Source organism: Duganella violaceipulchra, from assembly GCF_019166075.1.
GTDB classification, from domain to species: Bacteria; Pseudomonadota; Gammaproteobacteria; order Burkholderiales; family Burkholderiaceae_D; genus Rugamonas; species Rugamonas violaceipulchra.
Genome location: NZ_JAHTGR010000011.1, coordinates 142,251 through 157,498 on the forward strand (window position 1 = coordinate 142,251; position 15,248 = coordinate 157,498).

The window sequence follows — 15,248 nt, forward strand, 5'->3', positions numbered from 1 at the left end:
ACGATAGTAGCTGACGCGGGCCGTTTCAGAAAGCGATTTTGTCCTCCACCAGCAAGGTTCAGATCGGCTTGCCACAGGCGTAGCTCCAGGCCAGCTCGGCCATGGGGCGCGCCATGCGGCCCGATTCCAGCGCCTGGGCGCTGGCGGCCGTGCCGTCGACATGGCGCTTCATGATGCCCTGCATGATGCTGGCCAGGCGGAACATATTGAAGGCCAGGTAGAAATTGAAGTCCTCCAGCCGGATGGTCTTGCCGGTGCGCGCGGCATAGCGGGCGATGTAGTCCTGCTGCGAGGGGATGCCCAGCGCCGCCAGGTCCAGCCCGGCGATGCCGCGGAACTGGCCGGGCTCGATGTGCCAGCTCATGCAGTGGTAGGAGAAGTCGGCGAACGGGTGGCCCAGGGTCGACAGCTCCCAGTCCAGCACGGCCAGGATGCGCGGCTCGCTCGGGTGGAACAGCAGGTTGTCGAGGCGGAAGTCGCCGTGCACGATGGCCGTGTCTTCGCCCGGCGGAATGTTGTGGGGCAGCCAGGCGATCAGCTGGTCCATCGCGGCGATCGATTCGGTCTGCGCGGCCAGGTATTGCTTGCTCCAGCGCTCGATCTGGCGCGCGAAGTAGTTGCCCGGCTTGCCGTAGTCGGCCAGGCCGATGGCGGCGTAGTCCACCGTGTGCAGCTGGGCGATCACGCGGTTCATCTCGTCGTAGATGGCGGCGCGTTCGGCCGCCGTCATGCCGGGCAGGGCCTGGTCCCACAGCACCCGGCCCTCGACGAATTCCATCACGTAGAAGGCGCGCCCGATCACCGCCTCGTCGGTGCACAGCGCATATTGGCGGGCGGCCGGGAAGCCGTGCCGGCTCAGGGCGTCCATCACGCGGTACTCGCGCTCGATCGCGTGCGCCGACGCCAGCAGCTTGGCGGCCGGCGCCGGCTTGGTGCGCAACACATAGTGCTGGCCGCCGATGCTGAGCTTGTAGGTGGGGTTGGACTGGCCGCCCTTGAACTGCTCCACGCCCAGCGCGCCGTCCGGGTAGCCGGCCACGTGCTGGCGCAGATAGGCGTCCAGCGCCGCCACGTCGAACTGGTGGCGCGCCGACACCGCCTTGGTGCCGATGAATTCTTCGAACATGCTGTCTCCCGCGTTGTAGGTATCAGCTATTCTAGCCGAATAATAGTACGTGCGTGCTTTTTATATTGATTGTGCAGCGGAGGGAGAGAGGCGGCTACGCCGGCCGGCAATTTCGCATCGTTTTCTAGTAGGCAAAAGAATTTAGGGAGCGCACCGTTGCATTTGTTAAAATGACATTTTTTGCGTTGTTTGAGATGGAGCAATCGAGCATAAAGTCCCTATCGTTGACTTTGAATTTATCTGAGGAAATATGGAATACGCTTTGGCGCTCATTTTTGACAAGCAATCGGTAGTGGATATATTTGGTCTGCCAGATAATCGTCGCGCTTGGTACGCGGGCAGGTTGAGCTACGATCTTTGCTTACTTTTCTCATCTGTCGCCGAAGTTGCCTTGCTAGTGGATGCTTGGGACGGTCCTGATGATCCTGCGGCACTTCTTACACCGACAGAGTTCGCCACATTGGTCCGGCTTCTCTGTCGAGGGCCAGGAGCGATGAGTATCCAGGAAATGATAGATGTCAAGACGTGCTTGAGTCCGCTGACTCCTGTTAAGGCGCGCGATACCCTCGTGAGATTCGTGCAGGGGCCGCATGCAATCGCACCGAAGAAAGCGGCAGAATTAATCAAAAGGGTTTGTGTGGAAACCATTGGGATAAATGGTACGCAATTCGATGCAGTATGTGTCAAGCTGTGCGCGCAGTTGGATCCGAGGCCGGTCATAGATTTCTTGTCCGTGCCTCCTATTCGCAATTTTGATCATCCAGAGACATGGGACAGTAAAGTTGCTTATGGCATTGTCAGTAGATTGTGCATGACGGAGAATGCTGCGGGTAATTTGGACCACAGCGATTTTTTTGCATTGATAGCTTGGTGGCGCGTGGGCGGTGCCGGAGCGGGAGCCGGTAAGTTGACCCTCATCCAGATGGGGACGCTGATCGATCGTTTGCGTCCGAGTCCAGCGACGATGGCAACCGGGGCCCTGGCGAGTGTTTTGACGGGACGTGAGATCAAGCTGATGACGGAGCGCTATGTCTTGCGCGGGGAAGGCTATCCGATGCACATGCATGCGCTCGTGACGCACTTGGCAAATTCCCGCGTCGGGGCGAAGCAGATGCATGACATCTTGATCGCAATGTTTCCAGCTGAGAATCCGAATATAAGACGGGCAAGTTGGTTGGCCCAGGTGCTTGAAAGATCACTCTACGGTGGCACGCAATTTGGGGTACAGCTCAAACTGGCCATCGACGCCTTGGTCTCAAGCAGCGATATTGGCAAGGCGCTGGACAAGATGTTTACCCGAAATATTCCAGAAAAAGACGCAGGTTTTTTGTTGTTCATTCTTTCTAAAGTCACCGGCAGTAAGGCAGTGCGATTCGGGAGGTTTCTGGATGAGATACCGATGGTTAGCGGGGGAAATATTTCACTGGACGTCATCGCCCCTCTGACGTCCTTTGTACGGTTTGGCCGCGCGCCCTTTGGGCCGGGGGCAGCCGGTGGAACATTTCCCTTGGGGCTGTTGCCTCTCGATGCGGCTCCGGTTGCGCATGCTGCAACCCCTGTTGCTCCAGTTCCCACCAACAATGGTAGTCGTCTGGCTTGGCACGAAAATGTTAATGGACGGACTGTAAATTTATATGAGAAGGATGTCAGACATGCGTTGAATGGTCATACTTATGCTCATTGTGACTTTCAGGAACGAATTGATCGTATCGTCCCAAAGATAGATTTCTGGGGCGTCCAGATGACCCAGCAAGCTGTCGTGGATTTGATCGTCGCATTGGGCCCTGCCGGGCTGGCTGTAGTATTGAGCAGTCGCCCCAAGCAGGGGGTATATCACGAGGGAACTATCGAAAGCCTGAACATTGGCATCGACGCCTCCAAGCCAGCTGTGAGAGCTGGCCTCAGAATAACGGAGCCTGCCATCACGCACATTTCGCCGCGGACCAGCAGTACCCACCAGGTTAAGACTTCCGTGTTGAAGGCGATTAGCCATTTGTTTGATTCCGCCCCCGTTGTCCTTCCGGGTTGATCATACGTCGATAAGGCGCGATTTCAAACGCTGACTTTCAGGATGAAGACATAGACTTGCAGCACGCCGGCAGCGAGCATGAAGCAGAAGGTGGCCGGCTTGATTTCCTTACGCTTCCAAAAGGCGTTAAACAGCAGCACGGCGGCAAAGGCCAGCGTGGTGCCCACGCTCCAAAAGCCATCCTGCACCCGACCCGAGGCGAAATAACCGGCGCACAGCACCAGGCAGGCGGTCGCCAGCAGCAGGTTGAGGATCTGCAGTCCGGGCAGCCTCCGCATCAGAAGAACAGGGCGGTGCGCTGGATGACCGTGCCGTTGTTGCTGTAGGCGGCGGTGGCGCGCACCGAGCCGGTGTTGTATTTGCCGTCGTCGAGCTTGCTGTCGACCTGCTCGGCGAAGGAGTCGGGCAGGTTGTCGAGCCGCACACCGTTGCCGCCGCGGCCGCCGACCACGTCGTTGTAGATGTAGACCGCGCCGCCTTGCGCGCTGGTCATGAAGTCGGTGGTGCCGTTGAACGAGCCAGTGATGAAGCCGGCCAGCGCCAGGTGCTGCGGCGCCAGCTGGTATTCGGCGATCTGGCCGTCGCCGTTGCCGTTGCCGGTGGCGCCGGGCGCGTGGGTGGTGCCCTGCGGATCGTCGCCCGGCAGCGCGCGGAACTTGTCCTGGTAGGCGTTGACGGCCGCCGTCAGCGAGGTCGATTGCTGGATGATGTTCTTGACGCGGGCGCTGTCGATCAAGCCCTGTCCCTTGAGCACGCCGCCCAGCAGCAGGCCGATGATGACCAGCACAATGGCGATCTCGACCAGGGTAAAGCCGCGTTGGCGCAGTTGGATGGCAGGCATGGTGTTCCTTTCTTGTAATGACGCTATCTTACAACAATGCTCAGCGCTTGGGGGCGGGCGGAGGGCCCAGCCGGTCCAGCCGCCGGGCCAGGAATCGCAGCTCGTGCGGATCGGTGATCAGGCCGTCGTGCAGCAGGCCGCCGATCAGCGCGCGGGCGCTGTCGAGTTCGTTCATGTCCTCGGCCATGAACACTTCCAGCTCGCGCGCCCAGGCCGGCACACGGGGGCCGGTGGCGCGCAGCCGGATCGCCTGCGCGTAGCGGCGCGCCAGCGGCAGGTCGTGCAGCCGGTGGCGCGCCACCAGCGCCGCGTGCGCCAGCCACGGCCAGCGCCGGTCGGGGTCTTCGGCGAAGCGGGCATAGACGAACTCGAGCATCAGCCGGCTGCGCGCCGGGTCGCTGACCGCGCCGTACACCTCGCTGGCCGCCAGCAGTGGATACTGGCTGCGCGGATCGAGCTCCAGCGCCCGCTGCAGCCAGGCCGCCAGCCGGCCGTAGTCCAGCGCGCGCCAGGCCAGGCTGACGCCGGCCTGCTCGTCGTAGCCCTGCACATACAGCATGGTGGCGCGCGACAGCGCGGCCGGCTCGCCCAGGCTGGCCAGCTGCAGCGCCACCAGCGGCGGCGGCGGCGGCAGGTCTTGCGCGCGCGCGCGCGGCGCCGGCCGGCCACCCTGCCACAGCAGTTGCAGCAGCAGCGCCGCCGCCAGCAGCAGCGGCACGGCGCGCGGCACCGAGGACAGCGGCCTGAGGGCGGTGGCGGCCATGCTCAGAAATTCTTGCGGTACAGGTCGAACAGCGCGGCCAGCGCCAGCAGCGCCACATAGATGGCGGTCTGCGCCGCCACCGCCAGCAGTGCGGCGGCGTTGCCGTCGTGGTACACCAGCCAGCTGCTGCGGGTGAACTGGTCGAGGTGGGGCAGTAGCAGCGCCAGCAGGTCGACGCCGGCGCCCAGCGCCCGCTGCAGCGGGCCGTCGTCCTGGCGGGGGCCGTGGCCGAGCAGCTGCAGCGTGCCGATCACGCGCGCCAGCAGGTAGAAGGCGCAGGCGGCCGCCAGCGCCGGCAGCGCCTGGTTCAAGGTCAGCATGCACAGCACGCAGAAGGCCGCCACGATCCAGCATTCGCACAGCAGCGACGCGGCCCACAGCGCGGCCTGCGGCAGCGGCGCGCACAGCAGGCCGAGGGCGCCAAACAGCAGCGCCGGCGCCAGCGCCAGCGCGCCGAAGCCGGCCAGCTTGCCGGCCAGGTAAACGGCGCGCGGCTGCGGCAGCGCCAGCAGCAGTTCCAGGCCCTTGTCGGCCGCCTCGCGCGCCATGCTGGTGACGACGAAGCCGGCCACCACGCACACCGCCGCCAGCCGCAGCAGCGCGCCCAGCAGCGCCGCCTGCAGTTGCACGCCCTCGGTCAGCGCCAGCCGCCCGAGGAAGCCGCCCAGCGCGAGCGCGGCCAGCGCCGTCGCCAGCAGCAGCCACGGCAGGCGGTTGCGCAGCCCTTCGAGCAGGGTGTAGCGGGCGATGGTCAGCGCGGCCGGCAGCATCGGCGTCATGGCAGGCGCTGCGCCGCCACCATGCGGTTGTACAGGATGTTGGGCGAGATCCACAGGACGATGTCGTCGTAGGCGCCGCCCGGCGCGCGCGGGTCGTCGCTGGCGTCGCGGCTGACCAGCGTGGTGCCGCTGCGCAGATTGGTCTTCTCGTCGTCGTTGCCGGCGCCGCCGTCGGCCAGGCGGGTGTGCTGGTCGCTGGTGGCGCCGTAGCCGTTGCGGCCGAACGAAATCAGGGCGGCCGGCACGTCGTGGTTGTCGGTCAGCGGCGTGATCCGGCCCTGGCTGTCGCGCGTGACGACGGTGATGTCGCGCGCCGTCTTGAGCGTAAACAACAGCACGCTGTCGCTGAAGGCCGGCGTGACGGTGTAGCCGAGGATGCGGTTCCAGCCGTCCAGCCGCCCCACGCCCAGCGTGGTCCACGGCAGGTAGCCGTAGCGCTTGTTGCAGGCGCTGCCGGTGCGGTCCTCCAGGCCGTTGACGGCGGAGATGGCGGGGCAGGGCAGGTAGCCGTTGCGCAGCGCGTAGCCGAACAGGGCTTCGCGCGCCAGCTCCATGGCCTGGCGGGTCTCGTTGCCCTTCTTTTGCTCCAGCTGGGAACTGAGGGGCGCGATCATGCCGCCGATCAGCAGGCCGACGATCACCAGCACGATCGAAATTTCCACCAGCGTAAAACCGCGCTGGCCGCGCGCGCGCAGACTAGGGTTCATTGACATCCTTGATGCGGCCCTCGCCGAGGTCGTAGCGCTGGCCGGGCTTGAGCACGATGCGCTTGCCGGAAGGCAGCGTCACCGTCAGCGCGCTGCCGCCGCGGTTGGCGAAGTGGTTTTGCGCGCCGCGCTGCGGCACGTTGTTGAGCCAGACGGTGCTGTCCCCGCTGCTGCTGCGCAGCACGCCGTTCATGACCAGCGTTGGCGGCGGCGGCGGCGGCGCGGCCGGCGCTGCGCCGGCCGGCGCCTGGGCGGCCGGCGGCGTGCCGGCCGCGCCGAAGGCGGCCTCGGCCTCGGCGCCGGTCTGCGGCATCAGCGCGGCGCTGCTGCCGCGATGGCTTTCCATCTCGGCCCGTTCGGCCGGCGTGGCGAACAGCCGGCCCAGTGCCGGCGGCGCCGCCGCCGCCGCCGGCAGCGCCAGCCAGGCAGCCAGCAGCACGGCCACGCGCAGGCGCGCGCTCATGGCGCCCTCCTGCGCGTGGCCGGCGCCGGCTCGGCCTTGGGCGCGGTGTCGAGCGTGATCCAGTTCAGCGTGCAGTCGGCGCCCAGCGTGGGGCCGCCGACGGCGCCGGCGGCGCGGCCCAGGCGCTTGATGGCGCAATCCTGCACCGCGAAGAAACTGCGCAGGCGCAGGTCGTCGAGGAAATTGAACAAGTCCATTTCGTGTAGCAAGTCCATATGCAGCCGCATGCGGCTGCCGTGCAGCTGGTAGTCGCCCAGGTCGAGCGCCGATTCGAGCCGCACCACCTGCTGCGGCTCGATCTCGTAGCTCAGCGGCAGCAGCTTGCGCCGCTCCTGCGACTGGCGGATGATGTCGACCCATTCCAGGCGCCGCTCGGCGCCGATCAGGCCGCGGTCGCGCAGTTCGATGTAGCGCGGCTGGAAATTGCGGATGTCGCGCTTCTCGTTGTCGACGTGGGCGAAGCGCGCATAGGCGACGTCGCGCGTGCGCTGGGCCTGCTCGAGGCGCTCGTCGGCCTCGCCCAGCTTCCAGCCGCTCACCAGCAGCGCCGTCAGGCTGATGGTGACGCAGGCGACGGCCACCAGCACGGCGGTGCGGATCAGCGCGAACTCGGCCACCCAGTAGGGCAGCGCGATGGTGGCCTTGGTCTTGCTCTTGCTTTTGCCGGGGACGGGATGGGCGCTCATGGATTCCACACCAGGTTGAGGGAGAATTTGGCGCGCGCCTCGACCGTGGCCGGGCCGGCCTTGCCGCTCAGCTTGACCGACGAACGGGTGTCGAGCGGCGGCTTGTCGATCGCCACCGTCAGGTGCGGCTGGCGCGCCAGCTGCTGGGCGAAATGGTTCATGCTGTCGACCGCGCCGCGGTAGTCGTCCTGGTCGGCGACGATTTCGGCCTCCACCAGCAGCGCCTGCGGCGGCCGGCCGGGGATGCCGGCCAGCAGCGACGAGATCGGCACGGCCTGGGTCTCGTCCTGGCCGGCGGCCGGCACCGCGCCGGGCAGGCTGACCTTCCAGTCCAGCTGCAGCAGGCGGATCTGCGGCGACTGCTCCAGCGCGGCGCTGACCATGGCCACCATGTCCAGCGGCGACGGCGCCTGCGTGGCCAGCATGCGCTCGACGTTGACCGCGGCCCGCATATTGGCGGTGCTGGTCACGCGCGGCGGCATGGCCGCCATCACGGCGCGGTAGCGCTGGTCGTACTGGCCGGCCTCGGCCAGCAGGCGCGCGCTGGCGGCGTCGGCGGTCTGGGTCTGCCACAGGTTGGCGCCCAGCCACACCAGGCTGCACAGGCCGAGCGCGGCGCTGGCGACGTACAAGGTCAGCCGGGTGCGCCACAGCAGGTAGTAGCGCCGCATGGCGCCCAGCGCGTAGTGGCCGGCCGGGGCCTGACGGCCGAGCTGGGCCAGCAGCATGGGCTCGGCCACGCGCGCGCCCAGTTCGGCCACCGCGCTGTCGTCGCTGCGCAAGCCCATGGCGTTGGCGGCGGCGCGCAGCGCGATGAAGCGGAACGCCGTCTCCGGGCCGTTGGCGCATTGCGCGCTGAGCGCCGCCGTGGCGGCGGCCGGCGCCAGCACCACCGCGTGCAGCACCGCGCCGCGCCCGAGCAGGCGCACGCTGTTGAGGAACTGCTGCGTCTTGGCGGTCTCGGCGCCGATGTCGATCGGCCGGTTGTCGCGGTCGATGGCCGGCGTCAGCCGCGAGAATTTCAGCTGGCCGTGCTGGAAGTAGCTCTGGCGCCAGCCGGCGCTGTGCTGGGTGATCAGCAGCAGGTGCTCGTCGCGCAGGCCCAGCTTGCGCAACAGCTCCGCGCTCAGCAGGGTGGTGGTGTAGAGCCCGGCCAGCGGCATCTTCAGCTGTTCCAGCGCCCTGACCCAGGGCTGCACCGCGGCCACATTGGTCAGCGCCGCCAGCAGCACGATGTCGTCGCGCCGGCCGCCGCTCTCGCGCCCCTGCACCTCGGCGTGGCGGTAGGGGGTTTCGCGGTATTGCTGCAGCAGCCGGCGCTGCAGCAGTTTGCGGCCGCCGGCGCCGCCCACGTGGGGCAGCTGCACGCGCTGGAAATCCTCCTCGATCAGGTCGGCCAGCAGATAGGCCGGCAGCACGCCGTGGCTGTCGACATAGTCGAGGAAGCGCTCGACGCCGGCGTGGTCGTTGCTGAACAGTTCGCCGCCCGACAGGCGCCCGCCCTGCCACAGGTAGGCGCACAGCTGGTCGCCGCTCAGATAGAATAAGTGTTTGCTAATTAGCACGGCCGCCTCAGGTTCGGATCTTGCTGATCGTGTCGTAAATCGGCCCCATCACCGAGAGCATGATCCAGCCCACCATCAGGCCCAGGATCACGGTCATCGCGGGTTCTATCATGGTCTGCACCTTCTCGATCATCTCCTTGACTTCGCGGTTGTAGAAGTAGCTGACGTTGTGCAGCGCGCCGTCCAGCGCGCCGGTGGCCTCGCCCACCTTGAGCATGCGGATCACCAGCGGCGGGAAGATGCCGGTGATCTGGAACGCCGCCGTGATGCCCTGGCCCTCGGAGATCAGCTGCGCCGCGCGGCGCAGCCCGGCCGCGATCACGCGGTTGCCGACGATGCCCTCGGACAGGTGTATGCATTCGAGCACGGTGATGCCGGAGCCGTACATCATGGCGAAGAAGGTGGCGAAGCGGGCCAGGATGATCTTGTGCAGCACCGGGCCGATCATCCAGATGCGCAGCGTCAGGCCGTCGGCGTGGTAGCGCGCCTGCTCGCTGCGCGCCAGCCAGGCGCGCCCGCCGAACCAGGCGATCAGCGGCAGCGCCACCAGCACATACCAGTAGTTGATGAAGATGTCGGAGACGAAGATCAGCGCGCGCGTGTGCAGCGGCAGGGTGTTGCCCATGTTCTTGACGAAGGAGGTCAGCTGCGGCACCAGGTAGATCATCAGGAAGAAGGTGACGGCGACCACGAAGGTGCCGACGGCGGCCGGGTACATGACGATCTTCTTGGTCTGCGAGGCCAGTTCGTCCTGCCACTTCAGGCTGTCCGACAGGTTCTTGAACACCTCGGCCAGCTTGCCGCTCTGCTCGCCGGCGGTGATCAGGCTGACGAAGGTCAGGTCGAACACTTCCGGATAGGCCGCCAGCGCCGCCGACAGCTGCTGGCCGCCCTCGATGTTCTCGATCAGGCCGGTGATCATTTCGCGGAAGCGTGGATGGTCGATGCTCTCGCGCAGGTCGTTCAAGCCGTCCAGGATGGGCACGCCGGCCCCGGTCAGCTGCTCCATGTGGAAGCAGAAGTTGATCAGGTCGCGCCGCGTGATCAGGCGCTTGAGCGCCAGCACCCGGGTGCGCGTGGCGCGGCACTCGATCAGGTCCAGGCCCATGCGGTGCAGCCGCAGCTCCAGGTCCGGCTCGTTGGCGGCGTCCATATTGCCCGGCTGGATCTGGCCGGTGGCGTCCATCGCGCGGTAGTAGTATTGGGCCATCAGGCGGGCCGCTCGCTCGGCTGTTCGGTCAGGCGCTCGGTCAGGTCGACCACGCGGCCCACTTCCTCCAGCGTGGTCACGCCCTCGAGCACGCGCCGCACGCCGTCGTCGATCAAGGTGTGGAAGGCGCCGGCGGCGGCGGCCGTCTTCAGTTCGCGGGTCGAGGCGCGGCGCGCCACCAGTTCGTCCAGTGCCGGCGTCATCTTGAGCAGTTCGATGATCGCCAGCCGCCCCTTGTAGCCCTGGTGGCCGCAGGCTTCGCAGCCGACCGCGTGGTACAGCGTCTGCGCCGGGGCGGACGGGTCCAGGCCCAGCAGGCGGCGCTCGACGCCGTCGGCCTCGTGCGGCGCGCGGCAGGCCAGGCACAGCTTGCGCACCAGGCGCTGGGCGATGATGCCGATCACGTTGCCGGCCATGATGTCGGGCACCACGCCGATGTCGAGCAAGCGCGGGATGGCGCCGATGGCCGAGTTGGTGTGCAGCGTCGAATACACCTGGTGGCCGGTCATCGCCGCCGAGAAGGCCATCTCGGCGGTCTCGCGGTCGCGGATCTCGCCCACCAGGATGATGTCCGGGTCCTGCCGCATCATCGAGCGGATGCCGTCGGCAAAGCCCATCTTGGCCGCCTCGTTGACGGCGGTCTGGCGTATCATGTTCATCGGGTATTCGACCGGGTCCTCCAGCGTCATGATGTTGACGCTCTCGGTGTTGATGTGGTTGAGGATCGAATACAGGGTGGTGGTCTTGCCCGAGCCGGTCGGGCCGGTCACCAGGATCACGCCGTCGGGACGGGCGATCATCAGCTTGAGCAGGCTGAGCTCGTTCTCGCCCAGGCCCAGGCCGTCGAGCGGGACGATGCCCTTCTGCCGGTCCAGCACCCGCAGCACGAAGTTCTCGCCGTGCGTGGTGGCCTGGGCCGAGGCGCGGAAATCGATCTGGCGGCCGGAGAACTTGATCGAGATGCGGCCGTCCTGCGGCGCCCGGGTCTCGGCGATGTTCATGCCGCTCATCACCTTCAGGCGCACCGCCATCGCCGGCCAGTAGGACTTGTGCAGGCTGCGGATCTGGCGCAGGATGCCGTCGATGCGGTAGCGGATGCGCAGGAACGATTGCTCCGGCTCGAAGTGCAAATCGGAGGCGCCGTTCTGCACCGCGTCGGCCAGGATGGCGTCGATCAGGCGCACCACCGGCTGGCTGTACTCGTCCGAGGTGCCGCCCAGGCTGGCGTAATTGACTTCGCCCGTTTCGATCTCGTGCAGGATGCCGTCAATCGACAACTCGAAGCCGTAGAACTGGTCGATGGCGCGCTGGATGTCGGACTCGTTCACCAGCAGCGGGCTGATGGTGATGCCCTTGACCAGCATGGCGCTGATCTGGTCCAGCGCGACGATGTTGCTGGTGTCCGACATGGCCAGGATCAGGTTGTCGGTGTCGCGCTCGTAGACGATGGGGAACACGTGGTAGCGCTTGGCCACGTCCTTGGGGATCAGCTTGAGGGCGATCGCGTCCACCACCAGGCTGGTCAGGTCGGCGCTCTGCTGGTTGAGGTTTTCCGACAGCGCCATGCGCACCGTGGCCTCGGTCACGAAGCCGAGCGTGATCAGCAGTTTCCCCAGCGGCTCGCTGCTGCGCTTTTGTTCGATCAGGGCGATGCGCAGCTGGTCCTCGCTGATCACGCCTTTCTGGATCAGCAGCTTGCCGAGTGGGAGTTTTGCTTGTTCTGCCATGGATCTGTTCTCTCGCTGCCGGCTCAGCGCGCGCCGGCGGTCAATTCATGCATGCGGGTGCGCAGCGCGCCGCGGTCGAAGGCGGCCGCGTGGCTCTGCGCCAGCGCCAGCGCGCGCTGGTAATAGCCCAGCGCCAGCTTGCCCTGGTTCAGCCGGTCCAGGCCGATGGCCAGGTTGTAGGCGTAGTCCGGATTGTCCGGCGCCGCGCTGAAGGCGCGGAAATAGGCTTGCTGGGCCTCGGACCAGCGGCCCTGCTGGGCGTACAGATTGCCCAGCGCGAACTGGGCCGGCGCGGCGTCCGGATTGGCGGCCAGGATGGCCTTGAGGCGCAGCTCGTTCTGGCCGGGGTCGCCCTGGCGCAGGCCCACCAGGCCGGCCACGGCGGCGGTGTCGTTGGGATCGAGCTCGAGCAGGCGCAGATAGTGGCCGGCGGCGCTCTGGCTCTGGCCGGCGCGCGCGGCCAGCGCGGCCAGGCCGAGCAGGGCGTCGCGGCTGTTCGGGTCCTGGCGCAGCGCGGCCTCGTATTGCTGCTGGGCGGCGGACAGGTCGCCGTTGTTGAGCGACTGGTAGGCGCCGTTCAGCGCCGGCGCCAGCGGCGAGGCCTGCACCGCGCGCGCCACCTTGATCTCGCTGTTGTCGGGCGCGGCCAGCGGCGGCAGCCGTTCGGGCTGCGGCGTGTTCTGCTGGGCCTGGATCGCCTGCTGGGTGGCGGCCAGTTGTTGTTCGGTTTGGGCCAGCCGGCGTTCCAGGTCGTCGCGCGCGGCGTCGCGCTTGGCGGGCTGGGCCAGCAGCGGATCGGCGGCGTCGGCCGCCGCGCCCTGGCCGTCGGGCGCGGCCCGCACCAGCTGGGCCGGCGTGGCGCCGGTGGCGCCGGGCGGCGGCATCGGCACCGGCGGCAGGCGCGCACCCGCGCCCGGCGCCACCATCGCCTGCCAATAGTAATAGCCGAAGCCGGCGACGATCAGCAGCAGCGCCGCGACCAGGCCGATCAGGCGCAGCCGCGCCGGATCGATGCCGGCCGGCTCGACCGCCTCGGCGGCGGCGCGCGCGCGCGCGGCGCCGCGCGGCTTGCCGGCTTTCTCGGGTTTGTCGGGCTTGTCCTGTTTTTCGACGTGCTCGGCGCGCGGCTGCGCCTTGGCGGCCGGCTTGGCCGCCGTTGGGGCCGGCGCCGGGGTCGGCGTCGGCGCATGCAGCGGGGCTGCCGCGGCCGGGTCGGGCGCCAGGTCCAGCGTCAGGCCGGCCGGCTGGTGGTCGCTGGCGGCGGGCAGCGGATCGGGCGTCGGGCGCGGCGTCAGGCTGGTGGCCGGCGCCATCGGCTCCAGGCTCAGGCCGGCCAGCGGGTCGAGGTTGAGCTGCGGCTCCGCGCGGGCCGGCGCCTGCGCCGCGTCCGGCGTCAGCGCCAGGATGGCGTCGAACGCTTCCGACGGCTTGCCGCCGTCGTCTTCGCTGGCCGAACCTTGTTTGGCGCGTTCGGCCTTCTTCAGCGCCTGCATTAGTAGACTCATGATCCGTTCGCCTTGGCGTTGGGGGCGGATGCCGGGGCCGGCACCGGGTAGGGCGCCTTGTCGGGCACTTCGCCCGGCAGCATGTAGCGGTAGTCCTTGTAGTCGCCGTTGACGCTGGCGTCCTTGACCACCACCGGCCGCATGAAGATCACCAGCTCGGTCTTGGTGGCGGTCTCGTTGCGGTGGGCGAACAGGTTGCCCAGCAGCGGCACGCTGCTCAGGCCGGGCATGCCGTCCCTGGCGTTGTCGACCGAGTCCTGCATCAGGCCGCCCATGACGGCGATCTGGCCGCTCGACACCTTCATCAGCGATTCCAGCTCGCGCGCCTGGATCACCGGCACCTGGCTCTCGACCTTGGCGTCGGCCAGCGCCGGATTGGGGTCCTTGACGTAGCCGACGATGCGGGTGATGGTGGGGCGCACGTTGAGCGTGACTTCGTCGCTGTCGGAAATCTGCGGCGTCACGCTCATGACGAAGCCCACCGGCACCGTCTCCAGGTGCGACTCGTAGGTGGCTTGCGAGATCGGCGTGCCGTTCTGGCCCAGCACCGCCGGCGTCACCTTGATCGAGAAGAAGACGTTGTTGTCGACCACCTTGAGCAGCGCGGTCTGGTTGTTGAGCACGCTGATCTTGGGGCTGGACAGCACTTTGACCTTGCCGAACGATTCGAGCAGCTCGATGGTCGCGGCGATATTGCCCAGGCGGCTGGTCGGGTTGGTGTAGTTCAGCAGGAACACGCCGGGATTGGTGGCGGTGGGGATGGTGACCTGGCCCAGCGCGCCCTGGTTGAGCTTGAGGCCGCCCTTGGCCAGCGATTGCCAGTTGATGCCCTGCTGGTACTGGTCGCTCAGCCGCACTTCGATGATGGTGGCCTCGATCAGCACCTGGCGCTTGGCCGCGCCCAGCACGATGTCGAGGAATTCGCGGATCTTGGCATGCTGGCGGCCGGTCGCGCGCACGGCGATCAGGCCGCCCTCGGCGTTGACGATGACCGACGAGCCGTTCTGGGCGCTGGCCGCGCGCGCGCCGAAGCTGCCGGGGTCGACCGGCGCCGCCAGGCCGTTTTGCGGCGACGCGGCGGCGGCCAGCCCGGCCAGCGGGTCGACCGGGTTGTCGGCCAGGTTGGAGGCGCGCAGCATGTCGCGGATATTCTTTTCCAGGCTGTACCAGAAGTTGTTGTCGGAACGGTTGTTGACCACGGTGGTCGAGTTGTTGCTGCCGTTGCCGTTGGCGCCGTTGTTGGCCGGCGCCGGGGTCGGGTTCTGCTGCTGGGCGCCGGCGGCGGTGGCGGCCTGCGGATTGGCGGCGACGCCGCTGCTGCCGCCGCCGCCGGTGGTCGAGATCTGGGTAGCGATGTTGACGCTGCTGCTGGTGCTGCGCGCGATGTTGACGTAGTCGACCTTGTAGTTGCGCCATTCCGGCGTGTCCGGCAACACCGTCAAGGTGCCGCCGTTGATTTCATAACGCAGGTCGACCTGGCGCTGGATGCGGTTCAGCAGCTGCGGCAGGGTCTGGTCCAGCGCGTTGAGCGTGACGCTGCCCTCGATGCCGGGATGGATGTCGATGTTCAGGCCGGCGTCGCGCGCCAGCGCGAACAGCAGCGACTGCACCGGCACCTTGTGTACCGTCACGCTATAGGTTTCGACCTTGGCGGCGGCGGCCGGCGGCGGCAGCGCCGCGCTCTGCTGCACCGGTTCGGGGATGGAGCCGGTGGCGCGCGGCGCTTCCGTGATGTGGGTCGGCGAGATGGGCAGGGTATGGGTCGCACACGCGCTCAGCAACACGCTGCACACCATGGGGACGATGGGGGAGGCGAGTTTTTTCATTATTTCTTTCCGGCCCAGGGG

14 protein-coding genes are annotated in these 15,248 nt (G+C 67.3%); 1 reads left to right on the plus strand and 13 read right to left on the minus strand.

Going from position 1 to position 15,248, the window contains the following annotated elements; all coding sequences use genetic code 11:
• Positions 1-58: 58 nt before the first annotated feature.
• The gene (locus KVP70_RS20800) at positions 59-1,126 is read right to left on the minus strand and encodes a phosphotransferase (RefSeq protein WP_217944070.1); all 1,068 of its coding nucleotides are present in this window, start codon (positions 1,124-1,126) and stop codon (positions 59-61) included.
• 250 nt (positions 1,127-1,376) lie between these two features.
• On the opposite strand from KVP70_RS20800, the gene KVP70_RS20805 reads away from it, so the two are divergent.
• The gene (locus tag KVP70_RS20805) at positions 1,377-3,155 is read left to right on the plus strand and encodes a hypothetical protein (RefSeq protein WP_217944071.1); all 1,779 of its coding nucleotides are present in this window, start codon (positions 1,377-1,379) and stop codon (positions 3,153-3,155) included.
• Between the two features lie 23 nt (positions 3,156-3,178).
• Here the strand turns inward: KVP70_RS20805 and KVP70_RS20810 are convergent, their stop codons facing one another.
• From KVP70_RS20810 to mshL, 12 genes are read right to left on the minus strand one after another with little or no spacing between them, the layout of a single operon-like run.
• Positions 3,179-3,433: a hypothetical protein gene (locus KVP70_RS20810; protein ID WP_217944072.1), complete on the minus strand. Its 255-nt coding sequence runs from the start codon at positions 3,431-3,433 to the stop codon at positions 3,179-3,181.
• Positions 3,433-3,996 carry a prepilin-type N-terminal cleavage/methylation domain-containing protein gene (locus KVP70_RS20815; protein ID WP_217944073.1) on the minus strand — a complete coding sequence of 188 codons (564 nt, stop codon included), beginning with the start codon at positions 3,994-3,996 and terminating at the stop codon, positions 3,433-3,435. The genes KVP70_RS20810 and KVP70_RS20815 overlap by 1 nt, the downstream gene beginning before the upstream one ends.
• 40 nt (positions 3,997-4,036) lie before the next feature.
• On the minus strand, positions 4,037-4,759 hold the full coding sequence (locus tag KVP70_RS20820) for a hypothetical protein (protein ID WP_217944074.1): 723 nt from the start codon (positions 4,757-4,759) through the stop codon (positions 4,037-4,039).
• A 2-nt stretch (positions 4,760-4,761) separates the two neighbouring features.
• Entirely contained in the window at positions 4,762-5,538 is a 777-nt protein-coding gene (locus KVP70_RS20825) for an ABC transporter permease (protein ID WP_217944075.1), read from the minus strand.
• A complete protein-coding gene (locus KVP70_RS20830; protein ID WP_217944076.1) occupies positions 5,535-6,245 on the minus strand; it encodes a type II secretion system protein in 711 nt (236 codons plus the stop codon). Before KVP70_RS20830 ends, KVP70_RS20825 begins: the two co-directional genes overlap by 4 nt.
• Entirely contained in the window at positions 6,235-6,708 is a 474-nt protein-coding gene (locus KVP70_RS20835; protein WP_217944077.1) for a hypothetical protein, read from the minus strand. Before KVP70_RS20835 ends, KVP70_RS20830 begins: the two co-directional genes overlap by 11 nt.
• A complete protein-coding gene (locus KVP70_RS20840) occupies positions 6,705-7,394 on the minus strand; it encodes a hypothetical protein (protein WP_217944078.1) in 690 nt (229 codons plus the stop codon). Before KVP70_RS20840 ends, KVP70_RS20835 begins: the two co-directional genes overlap by 4 nt.
• Positions 7,391-8,959, minus strand: a complete 1,569-nt coding sequence (locus tag KVP70_RS20845; RefSeq protein ID WP_262311706.1) for a hypothetical protein — start codon at positions 8,957-8,959, stop codon at positions 7,391-7,393. The genes KVP70_RS20840 and KVP70_RS20845 overlap by 4 nt, the downstream gene beginning before the upstream one ends.
• 7 nt (positions 8,960-8,966) lie before the next feature.
• Positions 8,967-10,169 (minus strand): type II secretion system F family protein, encoded by a 1,203-nt coding sequence (locus KVP70_RS20850; RefSeq protein ID WP_217944079.1) that lies wholly within the window; start codon positions 10,167-10,169, stop codon positions 8,967-8,969.
• Complete coding sequence (locus KVP70_RS20855; protein ID WP_217944080.1) at positions 10,169-11,896, minus strand: GspE/PulE family protein; 1,728 nt, start codon at positions 11,894-11,896, stop codon at positions 10,169-10,171. Before KVP70_RS20855 ends, KVP70_RS20850 begins: the two co-directional genes overlap by 1 nt.
• Positions 11,897-11,919: 23 nt before the next feature.
• Positions 11,920-13,401 carry a tetratricopeptide repeat protein gene (locus KVP70_RS20860; protein ID WP_229224972.1) on the minus strand — a complete coding sequence of 494 codons (1,482 nt, stop codon included), beginning with the start codon at positions 13,399-13,401 and terminating at the stop codon, positions 11,920-11,922.
• Positions 13,398-15,227, minus strand: coding sequence for a pilus (MSHA type) biogenesis protein MshL (mshL, locus tag KVP70_RS20865; RefSeq protein WP_217944081.1), 1,830 nt, complete (start codon positions 15,225-15,227; stop codon positions 13,398-13,400). Before mshL ends, KVP70_RS20860 begins: the two co-directional genes overlap by 4 nt.
• Between the last annotated feature and the right edge of the window lie 21 nt (positions 15,228-15,248).

Coding starts and splice junctions, on each gene's coding strand:
- KVP70_RS20800 (WP_217944070.1), bottom strand. CDS start 1,126: ATGTTCGAAGAATTCATCGGCACCAAGGCGGTGTCGGCGCGCCACCAG.
- KVP70_RS20855 (WP_217944080.1), bottom strand. CDS start 11,896: ATGGCAGAACAAGCAAAACTCCCACTCGGCAAGCTGCTGATCCAGAAA.
- KVP70_RS20850 (WP_217944079.1), bottom strand. CDS start 10,169: ATGGCCCAATACTACTACCGCGCGATGGACGCCACCGGCCAGATCCAG.
- KVP70_RS20860 (WP_229224972.1), bottom strand. CDS start 13,401: ATGAGTCTACTAATGCAGGCGCTGAAGAAGGCCGAACGCGCCAAACAA.
- KVP70_RS20815 (WP_217944073.1), bottom strand. CDS start 3,996: ATGCCTGCCATCCAACTGCGCCAACGCGGCTTTACCCTGGTCGAGATC.
- KVP70_RS20835 (WP_217944077.1), bottom strand. CDS start 6,708: ATGAGCGCGCGCCTGCGCGTGGCCGTGCTGCTGGCTGCCTGGCTGGCG.
- KVP70_RS20805 (WP_217944071.1), top strand. CDS start 1,377: ATGGAATACGCTTTGGCGCTCATTTTTGACAAGCAATCGGTAGTGGAT.
- KVP70_RS20810 (WP_217944072.1), bottom strand. CDS start 3,433: ATGCGGAGGCTGCCCGGACTGCAGATCCTCAACCTGCTGCTGGCGACC.
- KVP70_RS20825 (WP_217944075.1), bottom strand. CDS start 5,538: ATGACGCCGATGCTGCCGGCCGCGCTGACCATCGCCCGCTACACCCTG.
- KVP70_RS20820 (WP_217944074.1), bottom strand. CDS start 4,759: ATGGCCGCCACCGCCCTCAGGCCGCTGTCCTCGGTGCCGCGCGCCGTG.
- KVP70_RS20830 (WP_217944076.1), bottom strand. CDS start 6,245: ATGAACCCTAGTCTGCGCGCGCGCGGCCAGCGCGGTTTTACGCTGGTG.
- mshL (WP_217944081.1), bottom strand. CDS start 15,227: ATGAAAAAACTCGCCTCCCCCATCGTCCCCATGGTGTGCAGCGTGTTG.
- KVP70_RS20840 (WP_217944078.1), bottom strand. CDS start 7,394: ATGAGCGCCCATCCCGTCCCCGGCAAAAGCAAGAGCAAGACCAAGGCC.